The sequence below is a fragment of the Niallia endozanthoxylica genome, from assembly GCF_008710145.1.
In the GTDB taxonomy this organism is placed as follows: Bacteria; Bacillota; Bacilli; order Bacillales; family Cytobacillaceae; genus Bacillus_BD; species Bacillus_BD endozanthoxylica.
In genome coordinates this window covers 1-16788 of sequence record NZ_VYKL01000049.1, presented here as the reverse complement: position 1 = coordinate 16788, position 16788 = coordinate 1, and the positions used below count along the sequence as shown (strand labels likewise).

The 16788-nt window shown below is 33.4% G+C and carries 15 protein-coding genes; 7 read left to right on the top strand and 8 right to left on the bottom strand.

The features are described from left to right. Positions 1-13 precede the first annotated feature (13 nt). From F4V44_RS24660 to F4V44_RS24640, 5 genes are all read right to left on the bottom strand, one after another. A complete protein-coding gene (locus tag F4V44_RS24660) occupies positions 14-922 on the bottom strand; it encodes an NAD-dependent epimerase/dehydratase family protein (RefSeq protein WP_150442662.1) in 909 nt (302 codons plus the stop codon). Further along, positions 919-1746, bottom strand: a complete 828-nt coding sequence (locus F4V44_RS24655) for a dTDP-4-dehydrorhamnose reductase family protein (protein ID WP_150442661.1) — start codon at positions 1744-1746, stop codon at positions 919-921. The genes F4V44_RS24660 and F4V44_RS24655 overlap by 4 nt, the downstream gene beginning before the upstream one ends. Then, a complete protein-coding gene (locus tag F4V44_RS24650; RefSeq protein WP_150442660.1) occupies positions 1747-2733 on the bottom strand; it encodes a polysaccharide biosynthesis protein in 987 nt (328 codons plus the stop codon). It lies immediately after the preceding gene. After that, the gene (gene wecB / locus F4V44_RS24645) at positions 2723-3817 is read right to left on the bottom strand and encodes a non-hydrolyzing UDP-N-acetylglucosamine 2-epimerase (protein WP_150442659.1); all 1095 of its coding nucleotides are present in this window, start codon (positions 3815-3817) and stop codon (positions 2723-2725) included. The genes F4V44_RS24650 and wecB overlap by 11 nt, the downstream gene beginning before the upstream one ends. Before the next feature lie 333 nt (positions 3818-4150). After that, positions 4151-5389: a BMQ_0737 family morphogenetic spore coat protein gene (locus F4V44_RS24640; RefSeq protein WP_150442658.1), complete on the bottom strand. Its 1239-nt coding sequence runs from the start codon at positions 5387-5389 to the stop codon at positions 4151-4153. Positions 5390-6609: 1220 nt separating this feature from the next. Here F4V44_RS24640 and F4V44_RS24635 point away from each other — a divergent pair. Together F4V44_RS24635 and F4V44_RS24630 are read left to right on the top strand one after the other, a co-directional pair. Further along, entirely contained in the window at positions 6610-7242 is a 633-nt protein-coding gene (locus F4V44_RS24635) for a hypothetical protein (protein WP_150442657.1), read from the top strand. Between the two features lie 98 nt (positions 7243-7340). Continuing rightward, on the top strand, positions 7341-8234 hold the full coding sequence (locus F4V44_RS24630) for a glycosyltransferase (protein ID WP_150442656.1): 894 nt from the start codon (positions 7341-7343) through the stop codon (positions 8232-8234). Between the two features lie 168 nt (positions 8235-8402). Here F4V44_RS24630 and F4V44_RS28040 read toward each other — a convergent pair whose 3' ends face one another. Further along, positions 8403-8906: a hypothetical protein gene (locus F4V44_RS28040; RefSeq protein WP_223882030.1), complete on the bottom strand. Its 504-nt coding sequence runs from the start codon at positions 8904-8906 to the stop codon at positions 8403-8405. A gap of 41 nt (positions 8907-8947) precedes the next feature. After that, entirely contained in the window at positions 8948-9694 is a 747-nt protein-coding gene (gene iscB, locus F4V44_RS28035; protein ID WP_223882029.1) for an RNA-guided endonuclease IscB, read from the bottom strand. Between the two features lie 423 nt (positions 9695-10117). Here iscB and F4V44_RS24620 point away from each other — a divergent pair, with 423 nt between their 5' ends. The 5 genes from F4V44_RS24620 (at position 10118) to F4V44_RS24600 (ending at position 14853) form a co-directional block, all read left to right on the top strand. Next, on the top strand, positions 10118-11347 hold the full coding sequence (locus F4V44_RS24620) for a hypothetical protein (RefSeq protein WP_150442655.1): 1230 nt from the start codon (positions 10118-10120) through the stop codon (positions 11345-11347). A gap of 71 nt (positions 11348-11418) precedes the next feature. Beyond that, positions 11419-12450 carry a coiled-coil domain-containing protein gene (locus tag F4V44_RS24615; RefSeq protein ID WP_150442654.1) on the top strand — a complete coding sequence of 344 codons (1032 nt, stop codon included), beginning with the start codon at positions 11419-11421 and terminating at the stop codon, positions 12448-12450. 220 nt (positions 12451-12670) lie between these two features. Then, entirely contained in the window at positions 12671-14185 is a 1515-nt protein-coding gene (locus tag F4V44_RS24610) for a coiled-coil domain-containing protein (protein WP_150442653.1), read from the top strand. 55 nt (positions 14186-14240) lie between these two features. After that, a complete protein-coding gene (locus F4V44_RS24605; protein ID WP_150442652.1) occupies positions 14241-14435 on the top strand; it encodes a hypothetical protein in 195 nt (64 codons plus the stop codon). Beyond that, complete coding sequence (locus tag F4V44_RS24600) at positions 14425-14853, top strand: M67 family metallopeptidase (protein ID WP_223882028.1); 429 nt, start codon at positions 14425-14427, stop codon at positions 14851-14853. The genes F4V44_RS24605 and F4V44_RS24600 overlap by 11 nt, the downstream gene beginning before the upstream one ends. Before the next feature lie 162 nt (positions 14854-15015). On the opposite strand, the gene F4V44_RS24595 is transcribed toward F4V44_RS24600, so the two are convergent. Further along, positions 15016-16251, bottom strand: a complete 1236-nt coding sequence (locus tag F4V44_RS24595) for an IS110 family RNA-guided transposase (RefSeq protein WP_150442651.1) — start codon at positions 16249-16251, stop codon at positions 15016-15018. Positions 16252-16788: the final 537 nt, after the last annotated feature.

The window sequence follows — 16788 nt, the reverse complement described above, 5'->3', positions numbered from 1 at the left end:
CCAAATCCACTCCTTAAAAGTTTTTTGTATGATTTTCTCGGTAAAAATTAAGGATATCCTCCATGGATGATTGTAGTGAGATCGTTGGTTTCCAACCTAATTTCATAATTTTATTGGGAGTAATTAAAACCTTTTCTTCACTTAAAATATGCTCTTGTGATTTAACTTGAAAATCTATCGTCGTTAATGATTTTAGTTTAGTTACAATTTCTTTAAGGGAGTAGCTGTTCCCGGAAGAGATTTCATAAACCTCCCCAGATTTCCCATTAGTCAAAAGAATTTCATAAGCACTTACAGCATCTCTTACATCAATAAAATCTCGTTGTGCACTTAGATTATTTACTTCAAGAACATTTTGTGCCTTATTTTCTTCCATTTTAACGATTTTTTTTGCAAAAATAGAACAAACGCCGTTTGAGAGTCCAGGACCTATTAAATTAGACGGTTTCGCAATGACAATATGAAGATTGTAAAGATTGGCCCAGGCTTGTGCCACTTGTACTTGAAGAGTTTTGCTAAAACTATAGGGGTGAGTTAAAGTAGACATATCATTTGGTTCAAACTGAAGAGCTGAACCAACAACAACAGTTTTACAATTTGGATTTTCATGTCGGATGGCATCGATTAAATATAGAGTTGAAAGGAAATTAGCTTCGAGTGTAGAAACAGGATCATTCCACGATAGACCTACATGGTTTTGCCCAGCTAAATGAAGAATATATTGAGGTTGTACCTTCTTTACTAAGTTTCTTACTGCTTCCTTATCTGTGAGATTGCATTTCTCTACTTGAATTTGGCCATTACTGATATGATTTCTTGTTACTCCTGTGACCGCATAGCCTGCTTTTAAAAAGTGTCTACATGCATGTTGACCTGTGAACCCACTTGCTCCTGTAATTAACAAATTATTTAACTGGTTCACTGCCGATCCATCCAATCTTTTAATTCTAATAACATCTCTTCATATGGTGGAATTGGGTATTGAAAATCAGTTCTTGTATTTTTTATTGATCTATCTTGAACAATTTCCGAATCTGGTACAATTTCAACATCAGTCTTCTCGAATGTCTTCTGTATTAGCTTTAATAACATATGTTTAGATATTTTATTCTCCGAACCTAAATGATACAATCCTGTAATCTTATGCTTTATCATGGTTTCAATTGCTTTAGCTAATTCAAGTGTAGTAACACCATTCCAATAAACCTTTTCGTAACCTTTTATTTTTCCTTTTTGCTTCATAAACCATAAAAACAATCCAATGCCATTTTCTTTAAGTTCTGGACCAATAATAGAAGTTCGAATGGTTAAATGTTTATCACTAATTATTTCTCCTAATTGTTTGGATTGAGCATAAAAAGAGGTACCATCAGGAATATCTTTTTCTGTGTATTCGCCTTTCGTACCTAAAAAAACACAATCTGTGCTAATGTGAATTAACTTTCCATTATTTCTTTCAGTTAACTTTACTAACTGATGAGGTAGTAAACTATTTACTTGAAAAGCCATCTTTGTGTTTTGACTAGCTTGATCATTTAAAATGCCAATACAGTTAACTGTAATATCAGGTTTTAAGCTTTCTATGATTTCTTCCAGTTTGGTTGAATCAGTGACATCTAAATAGATTCCATCTTTATCATTTTGGTCCCTTGAAGTATATTGCACATGATACTCTGGCTTTTGTTTTAAATATGCTGTTATGACATGCCCAGCCATTCCTTTACCCCCAAGGATCAATATTTTCATTTATATAAACCTACCTTTCTTCAACACTTCTCTAATTTCTTCCTTACTCATCAGGTCTTTATTAGAATTGTAGTTTATAAGATTAGCAGGTTTAAATTTTGAATAATGTTTCTTTAAACCTTCAATATATATTTGCGGCAGAATAACAAAATATTCATCATCATAGGCAATCGTTGTTAAACTTTCATATTCAGATAGCAACAATTCATGAATTTTCTCTCCAGGCCGAATACCGAGTATTTCAACTCCAACATCTTTTCTATTGGAAGCCTCGATCAAAACTTGAGCAAGGTCTATAATTTTACATGCCGGCATTTTCATGACAAAAATCTCTCCACCTAAGCTCTCAGATGTTGCTTTAAAAACTAACTTTATTGCTTCTTCAATTGTCAAAAAAAAGCGTGTCATTTCTAGGTCAGTTATACCAATTTTTCCTTTTTCCTGAATCTGCTTTTTAAATACATGAATAACACTGCCATTTGTCCCCAAAACATTCCCGCCTCGGATGCAAACAAATCTTGTTTTTGTATTTAATGTATTTGCATGAATGATAAGTCTCTCTCCCATTGCCTTAGACAGACCATAAAAATTGGAAGGGTTTGAGGCTTTATCCGTAGAAATATAGACTACCCTTTTAACATTACAGCTTATAGCAGCATCTATTACATTCTGTGTTCCAATTACATTTGTTTTTAATGCTTCATGTGGCTGATATTCACAAACTGGGACATGCTTTAACGCTGCAAGGTGAAAAATGTAATTAACATCCTGACTTGCTTCAATTAATGCGTCCTTCTCTTTAATATCCCCTATAATAAATTGTAATTTGGGATTATTGTCAAACTCTTGCTTCATTGTAAATTGATTTGATTCGTTCCTTGAAAATATCCGAATCTCTTTTGGCTCATATGTTAACAACTGCTTTACCAACTCGTACCCCCAAGAACCTGTACCTCCAGTTACCAAAATTATCTGATTATTGAACACCTCTAATGCCTCCCAGTAGGAATTTAATTACTTTATCAGAAACGTTAGAATGATCGTATCCCTCTGGAAATGACCAATTATTTTTCTGATTTATCATTACATGAACGCAGTTAACAATTTGATTTGCATTTATTCCTGATAACATGTTACTTCCGCATTCTATTGTTTCTGGTCTTTCTGTTGTATTACGAATCGTAACTGTAGGAACATGAAATAAACAGCATTCTTCTTGAACTGTTCCGCTGTCGGTCAGTACACAAATAGCATTTTTCTCAAGCCTGACAAAATCAAAGAAACCAAACGGATCATGTAACTCAACTAACGGGTTAAGGTTGAAGAATGTTAATTTTTCTAATCTGGATCTTGTGCGTGGGTGAATACTACATATAACCCTTTTGCCATAGGTATCAGCAACTTTGTTAATCCCTTTCATAATTTCAAGTAATCGTTGCTCAATATCTACATTTTCTGCACGATGAGCAGTGACCAAAAAGTACTCTTCCTTTAATAATTTCAGGTTTGTAAGTATTTCACTTTTTTCAATCTCGGTTCTGTAATTATTTAATACTTCGAAAATAGGATTACCTGAAAGAATAATTCTACTTTTTGGAAAACCCTCATTTATTAAATTTTCTTTGCTTTGGGGGGTATAAGGCATATTAAAACTCGATATCGCATCTATGACTCTACGGTTTTTTTCCTCTGGTACTTCAAGGTCAAAGCATCTGTTACCTGCCTCCATATGAATAACTGGAATGCCCATTCTTTCCGCTAAAATAGCACTCAATCCGCTGTTAGTATCACCTAATACTAAAACTTTATCGGGTTTTTCCTTTAAGAGTATCAGCTCTAAGCTTTTATACATGGTCGCAAGCTGTTCCCCTAAAGTTGATTGTTGAGTTGACAGAATATAATCTGGTTTCCGAACCTTTAATTCATGGAAGAAAACTTCACTTAATGAAGAAGTAAAATTTTGGCCAGTATGCACTAAAATATGTTCTTCAGCAAGCAAATCTAATTTCTTAATAATTAAGCTTAATCGTATAATTTCTGGTCTTGTACCCAAAATTGTCATAATCTTCATTTATTAAAACCCTTCCTAAAGTATTTCTAGTCAACAGAATTCTTGGTCTATATTAAATTATTCTTGCACTGTTTAATTGCATAGGCATATATAATAAATTCCACTTTTTATTCAAAAATAATTTAGTACCTGTTAAGCTGAAAAATTTTAAATTCTTGCCTCCTCAAAAAATAAATATAATTATTTTTCTCTTCAAAATAAAAAGCTAAATACTTATTTAGTAAGTTTAAAAAACAATTATTAGTCTCTAAGATTATTTAAATGCTTGTTCAACTAAAAAGAAGGGTTTCCCCTTCTTTTTATCATTTCATTTTTTAAATTTTGAGGAATTTTCTATAAAAGAGTAGTATCGCCAAGTAGGTTAGGGAATGTTACACAATCTTGCACAACTAAGTCCTCGTCTGGAACAAATCCTACACCAGCACCTGCAAAGGTTACTAGTGGTGCTCCAGCCAAATCAGTTAACGTAATTGCATAAGCATCATCTAGTGATCCGATATTTTCCACTAGCGTTAAAGTAAATAATACAGTACGATCAGCTACACCTGGATCAGCAAAATTTACTGTTCCTGCGCCCTCTACAGTCATAGTAGTAATACCTAGTACTTCAGTACATTCAGGCATTCCGATTTCTTCCGCTGTGAAGGTAAAGCTTTGATCTACGGTACCAGTTCCTGTGCCTGTAGGAATAACGAAGTCTTCTACGATCCATTGAAGTGTGCTTCCTGCTAAAGTACAATTATCACAAATCTCTGCATTTAATTCTGTAGTATACGATCCTGCTGCAAGTGGGGCATCAAATAAAGATGCATCAAATGTGATTGGAACAAGTCCTGTAATTGGATCAGTATCAACAAACGCTTGGCAGTCACAGTTATCACGTGGGAAGAAGTTACATTGTTCTGGCCATTCAAATGGAGGACATACACCAGCAGTTGGGATTTCAATATCATTTTCACGAGGGAAGCAGAATTTTGCTAATACTTCTAATTTAACCTCAGCCTCAACTTGGACTTCAAAGCAAATATCTAGCATAACTTGTAGACCAAGATCAGGTATACCTGTTTCAATAAAGTTAGTATCACAGTTAAGAGAAATAATTCGACAGAACACATTATCACTTGTAAAAGGTTCAGGTGCGCAAACTGCCAGACGACGAGACTCACTAATTGTAGGACGGAAACTACAAATTACTGCTCCTTCACTATCAAGAATTGTGATTAGTGGTCTAATTGTAAAAATAACTTTAACAATTGCGATTTCTCTTGGTGTACCGTTTACTACAATTTCCCTTCTTTCAATTCTAGAAGACACCGTACATAATGCGTTACCATCTGTATCTGGTGGATCAAGCGGGAAGAAACCACCTACATCTGGAACTTCACATGTTACATCCAGTGGGGTTCTACCTTCTGCAACTGCCAAATCAACAGCAGCTGCACATTCATCAGGTAGTACAATCCCAGTATCTGTTGTTATTGCATCAAAAACCCAATCATAAACCTTCGGAACCCGAATACATTCTTCTTGTACATTATTAGGGGTCAATTGAGATCCTCTAATCGGCTTCACAAAAATCATCCTTTCTAATATAAGTTGTGTTTTCACATCATTGTATGGTTATCTTTGCAATTTGGTTCTATATCAAAAGTCTAAATTTAAATAATTTTTATAATTTGGTGTTTTTCCTTATATAGAAAGTGAACCTCTCCCACCTGCTCATTGGGCTGTCGCCCTTCACATTCCTTGAGGATGGGAGACTTCTTTCGGAGATCCGTTAAACTACGCATAAGTAAAAAGTGAATTTTGCAACCAGCAGAGTAAAAATCAAAAAAAAAAAGCCTAAAGATATCTTAGGCTTCTAATAACCGTTCAACACAACACAACTTTAATTAGAAAGGAGTAAAACCGAGTAAAAAACACTTATAAATTCAACATTATTCATTTAAAAACTTATAATACTTTTGATGCACTACTAAACCGTTAGACAAGCTCAGGAAAAAACAAACTAACCGTTCTACACAAAACATTTTTTAAAGCAGTTCATACATGATGAATTTCTCCGCACTATTTAAAAAATTACTTATTTGATATCGATCATCAAGGCGCATGCACCCTTGATTACATTTTTGACTCTCCATACTATTTCATTTATTAGATCTCAATATTACGAAATGTTGAGAAATGCCCAAACTTAATAGTGACAGCAGTTCCTTCGCCTTGGTTTATTGCCATTGCCCTCACTTGAAGAAGAAACTCCTGCTAGTAACTTATTTTTACCTTTTAATAATTCTCCTGTTTTTTTCACCTTATTTCCGGTGGGGAATTTTCTTAATTTTAGGAACCTTTCATATAACTTTTGGGATTTATCCATTTAATCACTCCAGTATGTTAAACATTTATTATTTAGCATTAATAATTAACTTGAGGGTGGTATTTTTTATTTGCAACTTGCATTTAGTGAATAGATTATACATTGATTGACTGTTACTGTGTAATTTACTTACCAATTCCAAGTTTAATAAATTCAACGCCCTCGCTTTATCTTATTCAATCCCAAGTTAATTGTTTAGGAATATTAATCTTTTATAGGCCCATTTTCTTATTTCTTTTTGTGTATTCAGACCATAGAATTTAAATCCCTTAATTATGGCTGGAATTTTGTAAACCTTTTTTTATTATTTGTATATGATGTTTAGATGAGCTTTTTCGTTCATCCAAATACCAATGATAATTAGGTATTATCTAACGGATAATTGAATATTTTTCTTTTTCCTAAGAGGTGAGTTTGATTGGAGAAAATTTTTCAGCTTGATAATTTCTTAACAATTGAATATATGAAAGAGTTGGTGCAAAATAATGGGTTTAAAATCGTAAATCAACCCCCTAATGAATTAGAGCAAACATTGGATTTTTACAAAGAGCTTTTAAATAATGCACTTCAAGCTCCTTATATAATGACTGAAGAAGAAAATGTTCAAGTTAAAATTCCTGTTAACCAAGAAGAATACTACTTGATGAGATGGAATATTCCCAAGCTTAAATATTTAATTAAGCGGTATAAAATTCAAAAAACACAAATCTCTGTTAATCTGGTGGAATCCTTAATTCATCAAGGTAATTTTAACCCCACTTCAAATAATTTAAAAAACGAAGAGAATGATTTGATTATAGTTTCTTATCCGCCAATCAGCAGCAAATACCTTATACTTAAAGGCAATCAGGAAGAATTAGAAAAAAATAAAAAAGATGAGCAAAATGTAGAAACCTTTATATTAGATCCTTTTGTTCACTTACAAGCAACTTCAAGTACAGTTTATAGGAGTCTTTTTGCCATCCATTTTAATTATTCACTTATATGCAGCTACATCGCTGGACAACTAACTATTGAGGAGATAGAAAAACGGGTATTTCCGGTATATTAAAACTTAAATCGCTATAACCTTACCCAAATGTCTTAACTATTACGATTTCCTTTCCCTGAGACCACTTTTTATAAAATTGGTAAAAGGAGTGAAAGTCTTTGTCTGAAAAACCTTTTGTCTCCATCATTTTTCCTGTCAAAAATGAAGGTCCTAACGTAAAATCAACGCTTGAATCCTTATACTCTGTTAAAATAAATTATCCATTTGAGGTCATTGTTGTAAATGACTTTTCAAATGACAACTGTTGTCATTTTCTTCAAAATGAATTTTTGGATAAGAATATTAATCTTATAAATACAACTGGAGTTGGCGCAGCCAATGCAAGAAATGCTGGGGCCGAACTTGCATCGGGTGATGTGCTTTTTTTTTGTGATGCCCATTTAGAATTTGAAGATTTATGGCTTGATCGATTAATGGATCCATTACTCAGTGGAAAAACAAATTCTGTTGCTCCTGCCATAGGTGCAATTGGTGACCCTAATTTCATCGGCTATGGCCAAACATTATGGATAAATCAAAGATCCTCTAAAATACGGACTCACTGGAATACTCGTCAAGAGGATGTATTTGAAACGGCAATTATACCAGGGGGATGTTTTGCTATAAAAAGGAATGTATTTGAAGATATCGGTGGTTTTGAAACGGGGTTTCCAACTTGGGGACATGAAGATGTTGAACTTTCTATCAAGCTTTGGCTCTTTGGTTACTCCTGTCATGTTCAGCCAAACACTAAAGTCTTACACTTATTTAGGAAAATTCAACCCTACCATATAAGCTTGGATGATTATTATTATAATTTATTAAGACTGGCCTATTTACATTTTAGTCCCGGTCGTATTCATAAGATTAGAAAAATGATACCAAATGGAAGTGCTGAAGAGATTCAAAAAAAGGTGTTAAAAAATGATGCATTATTTAAAAGACAAGCATATTTAGAAAGACGTAAATTTAATGATGATTGGTATTTTGAAAAGTTTAACATAAATTTTTAATCCTTCTTTTTTACGGAAATGGAATATGACGATTGAAATGGTACTCACCCCTCCCCCCTTCGTCATTGCTTTGTTTGTTTACATTTTAACGGATTTCCGAAAGAAGTCTCCCATCCTCAAGGAATGCGCAGAGCGAAGCCCAATGAGTAGTTGGGAGATGAATTTCGGTCAGGCGTTAGCCTGAATGATTTGATACTGCCAATTATTATTGTGACAAATGCACGTAAGTTCTTTCAAACCTACTTGTTTATAATTCTTTCCTGGTTTTGTGATGTATTGCCCGTTGATAGTCTTCACATAAGCTCCGTTTGACCCTGTAAAGCCCATGATAAAACCTATTTTTCCAAATAACATCACTTTATCGTTAAGATAGAAACCCTTCATTTGTTTGGTGTTCTTTGCATTTCGCTGACTCGTTGTATTTTTGGTCTTACGGCCTTTTCTTGCTGTGGCTTCATGCAATGACCGTTTTTTCTTACGGAACTGCTTAATCATAAAGATTTGATTCGGCTCCGCACTTTCTTTGATTTTTGCCATGCCTGTAATGGCAATCGCGTCATTGGAGTGTGTTTTCTCTAAGCCCAGTTCCTTACGGTGTGGTGTAGTGATAGAACCGTATGTCATGTGAGCTTCTGGATATTTGGAAAACACACGCTTACGAAAACTATTCATAAATGGTCCTTCTTTGTAAGATGGTGTTTTCTTTTTATCCATCATCCATTGCCATATAAAATCTGCCCTTTTTGATGATTCTCCGATGTATGACAATCGGTACATACGGTAATAAGATTATCTGCTCGATCACTTCCACCTTTACTTCGATAAATAATATGGTGCGTGTTTAGAATTTTCCCTTTCCTTTTACACACTTGACAGGTGTACCGATCTCTTGCAAACACAAAGTAACGGACATCATGGTATCCATAGGTCTGCCCTTGTTGATACTCAACACCTTGAATATCAGGATTGACCATCTTTTGAACATCAAATTTTCCTACTTCTATATGAAGGATAGGTTTCGGTAATAACAAGGCAAATTGTTCAATCCAATGAAACGTGTTATCGATTCTGCTTTGAATAGATGGCGGTAGCCATCCATCCTTTTTAGATGAAACACGATTCAAAAATCGAGGCTTTCGGTAACGTGTTTTACGATTTCGTCTGCTTCTGCGATAGATTTTTCTAGTTTCTAAATTTCCTTTTACATCTTGTCGTAATTCAATTTCCCCTTTGGATAGAACTTTATCCTCGGATGTTATGGCTATACCAATATGTTTAGCCCCTAAATCAATTCCTAAATCCACTTTTTGTTTGTAACCACTAGAACCATAGAGTAATTGAATCGTAAATGGTTCATAGCTAACAATGATGGCTTTCTTTTGCTTAAGCAGCAATCTGGCTTTTCTTGATTTGCATGGCATAAGAGCTTCGCCATGCTTATTTGTGACGAACACTAACACAGAGTGTTCCCTCCTTTGGAGTTTGTTTCCCTTCGCCAATGTTATCCAACCTTCGCAATGTGGTTGACTGCTCCTTGCCCTTAGAGCTGTTTACAGAGCCACGAAAGAGCTACGGACTAGGGAATCATCCATAGGTTTCTACATGAAGGATAACGTAGTTCTCAAAGAACTTAGGCTAGACAACCAGGACTTTTTCAAGCCCCCACTTCAATCAAACCGTAAGGTTGATAAGTGGTGGGTAGTTGACAACTTTTGTCCATCTAAATACCATTATTAAATAGGCATAATCAAGGATTTTTTTGAATAGTAATGGTACTGTAACTTTTTCATCAATAAATATATTTGTGAATTCGTTCATATTTTCTCTAGATTATTAATTTATATTCTCTTCCTAAGAAACTACCCTTAAAAGGGGGGAACATCATGAAAATTTCGGTTTATTTTAATAATGAGGTAATTACAGAGATACCCTACCATTCTCTCGTTAGTTTTCGATTGTTTTGTGAGCAACATGGACTTCATACAAACTGGAGTTCAGTTGAGAAAAGGTTAGACCTCTTTTCTGATTTTCAACAGAATCAAATTGCACTCTCCTTAACAACTAACACCCCACTAAACAATGATGTATTACAAACGTTAAAACAATTTCTCTCTATTGACGGGCTAGTCACAGTAATTGAAAATTTAGAGTCGATCACAACAAACCCTTATTTACAAATCAAAGTAGCAACCTTTGAAAACACGTCTGATAAACATGGATTTCTTGTCATTGAACATGGCTCAGGTATTGATGAACGATTACGAAATCTATTTAGAACAGAATTGAATAAAGAAAAAATTCCTTTTCAACTAAAAGAAACAAAACATTTCCCCTTAACCTCTAGTCGATCCTTATTTTTAAAGTTCCACTTCCCTCCAAATCCCAATCTAGACGTGTATAAAGAACTCTTTTCTATGTGTATAGCAAAAGTCATCCTTCGATACATTAAGCGTCAACAAAATCAAATTTTTTCTTATCTTCCAAAAAACATGTTAAAAAATTGGTTAGTAACCATGACACAAACACATATTTCACCAGAGCAGAAAAATGTACCACAAGAGGACGAAAGAATAGAAAAGGGAAAAGATAAAAACTCACAAGCACTAAAATTAATATCCCAAAATCTACAAAAGAATAAAAGAATAATAAATGTAGAAACCTTTTTTGATTATACGATTCTCCTCCCTCAATCGGAGAGTGAATTAAAAGAATACTTAATTGAAGGAGTTCTATATATAAAAAATACAGGAAATCAAGCAATATTGAATCCAGTAATATGCATCAAGATAACACCAGTAGAAAGTGCTTCTCTACAAGGTCAAATTATACCACCCAAGATGGTTTCTTCATTAGGTACTAAAAGCATAAATGGAGAGAAAGGATGGAAATATCTATATGATGATTGGAGACAAAAGGTTAAAAAGAACGGAGAGTACTGGATAACTCCCATTCAAGTTTTACAAATCCCCCCTGGGGAAACGACAATGTTTAACTTTAAAATCAATTTTGAGCAACCCAAAAATGGAAAGTCCATCACTGCTCAGGCGTTTGTCTATTTTCAAGAAGATAAAAAACAGTTTCCATCAAATAACCAAATATCTTTTTCCTTTTAAAAGAAATCGTTGATCAATACTGGTTTAATGTTTCTCACCAGCTGTAATCTTGATTTTTGGAGGTTGTTGCTATGAAAAGAAAACATGACCCTCCAGATGATCGCTTGAATCCTGTTATTCTTCAGCAACAAATCATTTACTTAAGTTCTGAGTTAGATAAATATAGATCAAAAGTTCGCGATTATCAGGAGAATTATCATTACAGTCAACTAGAAAAGTTAAAAATTGAGAACAACCATTTACTCGGAGAACGGAAGCAATTCACAATTCAAATAAAGGACATTAATCATAAAAACTTAACTTTACAAAACAGAATAACGGAAAAAGAGGCTCTTATAGAACAATTAACAATACAAATTGAACATTTAAAAAAGGTAATAAGTGTTGTAAATGACAGATTGCAACAAGCAGAATCTGACAATAGAAAAAGTCTGGAAGAAGTTAAAGAACATAAGTACTCAAATCAACAATTACAAAAACAAGTAGCATCTCTTGAAAATGAACTTGTACTGCTGAATGATCAACAAACTCAAAGTGAAGAGATGATTCAAAAACTTCAGGTCTCCAATCAAATACTCTCTGATAAAAATAAACAATTAACAGAAGAAATAATAAGCTATAAAGAAGAAATACAAAAAAAACTGAAACAAATAAACCATTTACAAAATCACATTACTACACAAGAAAAGAAACTTGGTGAACAAAATGATATACAAATAAAAGATAAAGCAGAAATTCAGCACCTTAAAGATATAAACGAAAGGCTAAAAGAAGAACAAACACAATTAACAGCGGAAAAAACAACTTTGGAATCTTTCCAAAGTGAAATTTTTAACAAAATCGAGGATTTAACACAGGAAATTTTCTCATATAGTTCAGGAGAAATTTCTGATACCCCTCCACAAAACACAATGATTGAATACAACAAACTTATTCAACAAATAGAACAATTATTTTCACAAAGTAATGAATATGATGAAAAGATATCGACATGTGTGTCACTAACTGATTATTTAGAGGAACAAATCGATAATCTTACATTTGAAATAAAACAATTAAAAACCTCATTATCAACTAGTTCCACTCATCAGCAAACACTATAATATGTACAGAAAAAAAATCTCAAAACCGCCCTTCATTATCAGGGTGGTTTTACTATATCCTCCATTATCAAAATATAATATCATATCAAATTTTGAACAACCTTTTAATTAACAAAAGTATTGATGGTCAGGACACTTCGTAAGTTGCCTGTATTCATTCACCATCCATGGAAAGTTTCATATATTTTAATTAGTGATTTCTCTATATAGGAGGTTCAAAATGACTAGTGACATTATTCCATTTAAAAAGAAAGAAAAAGCTAATTCAGATCTCCTTTTAATTGAGAATATCGAAAAAAAACTTCTTACTTCCAAAAATGAAATTAAACAATTAAAAAATCATTTAAATTGTTATAAAGATGAAAGAATTGAAATTAAAAATCATATTGAAAAAATGAATACTGTATTAAATCCTCTATCCCAAGAAAAAGACCTAGCAAGAGTAAACTCAAACAGTTCAGAAAAACGATTACAATTAGAACAATCATTAAATGATATTTATCTCCAAATGAAAAAGTTTCTAGCTAATGAAAGAAAACTGAAACAAGAATTAAAGAAACAGGAAGAAAACATTGAACACTTAATCATTACAAAAAATGGTTATTTACAAGAGATAGAGGATTACAGAATTACTATACATTTATATGAGAGAAGTACAAAACATCTTTCTCAAGCTCTTGAAGCAAGCAAACAATTAGTTGAAGATACTGTGAGGGAAGCCGAAGAAAAAATACAAGATACAGTTAACTCTGTTGAAAATAAACAGCTACAACTTTTAAACAAAATAGAAAAACAAGAACACTCTCTTCTTAAATATAAACAACTTGAAGTCGTTTTACATCAAAGGCTTGAGGAAAAAAATAATTATATTCACTCGTTAAAACAAGAAGTAAACGAGTTAAAAAATCTTATAGAAATAAGAAATCAAAAAATAAGTTCAATGGAAAGAGAAATTCAACAAAAGAGTCAAAGTTTGATGGAATTAAAGGATCAAAAGCCTAAGCAAGAACGGCATGAAATGTATACGATAAAGAAAGGGAGTTGGCTTAGCATGGCCTGGCATTTGTGGAGCAATGATAGTGAAATGCGATATCTTGAAAAAATTGAACAATTAAACAGCACTATAAAGGAGTTGCAACAGGGATTAAAACATTATGAAAGTTTATTAGAAAAAATGAATGCTCATTTTCAACGATATGAAGAAGATAAAAAGCGATATGAAGAAGATAAAATAAATTATATCAATCAAGCAAAAGAACTAAATGACCATTTACAAATTCAGAAAGAGAATGAAATGAAATATTTAAAAAAGATAGAAAAGCTTGAAAAAGAATTAAGGGTAATTAAAGAGCAGGATCGTAATCATCAAAAACAGAAGGAAGAGTTGGAAAAAACAATAAAAGAAATAAAACAACGGGAAGAAGACTATAAGTCACAACTTGAACAAATGAAACTCAAAAGCATCGAACAAACACAGCAATTAAAGGAAACTATTCAAGGTTTTCAAAAAAAAGAAAAACAATATCGTGAAAAAAACCAACATACACCTAAGTCCCCTCAAAATAAACCAGAAAGAAATAAACAGGTTAGAGCAACTGAAAGGAAACAATTGAATAGTCAAATCAAACCGGCCAGTGTACAGCAGCAACAACAAAGCCAATTACGATATGAAAAGCTAAAGCAATTTTATCCTCAAGCACAGTCAATACGTTCAGTTTTTAATCCATTTAAATAATCTCATGTAAATAAACTTTAAGAACTTTTAAAAAAAATCAGTGGAGTGATAAATCATGATGTCATTTAATCAAATGAAAAAACTTTTTGGTAAACAAAAAAGTGTTCCTACTGGGCACAAAAATAATGCAACAACAAACAGCCAAGTTAAAAAAGTACAGCAGTCTAAAAATACTTTAACTGATCAAAGGAAAGTATATTTATCCGACACCCCCCGTAAAACACAACCTAGAAAATGCTGTGGCCGTTAATTCTAATAGAAATCGAAACAATCAAGTTTTTATAAAAAAATTAGTATGGGACGCTATGGTTGACCATTGTCTACAGGAAGCACCCTATGAAGCATGCGGGTTGATTTCAGGTAAAGGTGGGAAAAATGAAACAATCTGGAAAATGGAAAATATCGAACACTCTTCCACTAGATTTGCCATGGACGTCAAGCAAATGGAACGTGTATTTAAAACAATGAAACTACAAGGAGAGGAATTAACTGGAATTTATCATTCCCATCCAACTGCCCTCCCTTATCCCTCGAGAAATGATATCAAGAATGTCCATTATCCAAATGCAGCCTATTTTATTGTATCATTGTCATTTGGAAAACCTAATGTAAAATGTTATCGTATTAAAAATTCTTTAGTAACTCATCTTAAAATTAATGTGTTTTAAGGATACCTCTATTTTAACCTACAAGTAAACCAGCTAATAGTTTGTCAATATCTTCCAATAAAAACTTAATATATCTCATGTTATACTAAAAATGTGTATGCCAAATAACCTTTCATTAATCTGATTTTGGAAGGTTTTGTGTTATTTAGTTTATTTTTGGTTCTAGGCTATATCTTGGAAAGTTGTTCTGTTCTTTAAAAGGGCAAATATCCAATGTAAGAGCTTATTTACACATGCAATTACAGCTACTTTAAAGGGCTTTCCTTCTCCACGTTTCTTGTCGTAAAACTCTCGCATTTTCTTGTTACGAGGGATAATTTCATCCGTTGTTTTCTTTTTACGACAATCACGAATCGCACAACGAACAGCCATATATAAGGCGTGTCTTAGTCTACTTGACCCTCTTTTAGTGATTCGGTTTTTCGTGGCAGAAAATTTACCAGATTCAAAGACACTAGGGTCTACTCCAGCGAATGCTACAAGCTTTTTAGGATCATTAAATCGATCTATCTCCCCAATTTCTGAAATAATCGTTGCAGCGATTTTTTCTCCGATACCAGGGATAGATTTGATAATATTATATTCTTCAATTTCTTTAGCGAGGGTATCTATCTCTGACTCCAACTTTGATAGATGCTCTTTATATTGAAGAATCATATTAATATACATACCAAGACTTAAAATATGACTCTGATAGACTGTCTTTTCAAAAGGGTTACGAGCTGCCGCAGCCTTAAGTTTAACTGCACTTTCTTTTGCCCACCTGATTGATCGACTTTTACACACTTCATTTATCTTGTCTGTAATTGTTTCTTCGCTTGCATTAATAATATCCTCGGAGGAGGGGAACTCTGAAAGTGTTAAGAGTGATACCACCGAATATAAATCTCCAAAAACCCCTTTATATTCTGGAAACACTTGTTCAAGAACAGCTTGAAATTGAAGCTTCGTTTGAATCATGACTCCAGTAATATTTTCATGTTGTCTTGTAAGATTGCGGAGGTTTAATAATTGGACACCACGTTTTTTATAAGGCTCTAATTCCTCTTTATAGAACAACTCACAGAGGAGATAGGCATCTACGGCATCTGTCTTTACTTTTCTTAAACTTACCCCTCTTGCCTTGTATGAAATTAACGGATTGATAATGATCAATAAATACCCTCGTTCTTCCAAGTAATGAACGACAGGAGTTTGATAATGCCCTGTAGCTTCTAAAACTATTGAAGGCTTCTTACCAGACTCTTTTTTCACATCCTCCAGAAACGTTACAAGATAATTAAGCCCCTCAATAGTATGAGACATCTTAAAACTCTTACGAAATGGTTTCCCTTTATCTAAAAATGCTTGAACTTGACTTTCCCCTTTTGAAATATCCAGACCAACGACTGGATTCATTCTAAATCTCCTCCTAATCTAGTAATTTGCCAGTATCCCTAATTCCTCCTTGCAGTGTCACAGCTTCGCTTGTTATACGAGATCTACGTCCCAACCAGCCTCAATCATGTTTCTACAAGTAGGGGGTGAACGGTTTACTTGACGGGGTCAATGCCCAACGGGAGTTACGTTCTACCCTGGCTACTGATATAATAAGACCAAAATAAATAAGGTCAACCAGAAATATTTAGCATTCTGGTTAACCTTATAATACGAACGGACAGGATAGTTAAGAATATCTCCCAATATACTGGAAGCAGTATGAAAAGTGGAGAAAAAGACTGCCCTCTTCCAAATTGATTCTTGTCGACCTTGAAATTCTATTTCTTTTACTACACAGCTCATCTGTTACTATTTAACTCCTTCTGCAACTATATACTAGTCTAAAAAAGCTTTTTTCCGTTCCATATATCTTGTAGCATTAATTCGAGACTAATACTTGGTTCCGCTTATCATTGAACTACTCCCACTTTCACTTCGTTTAGAAGTGGGAGATTC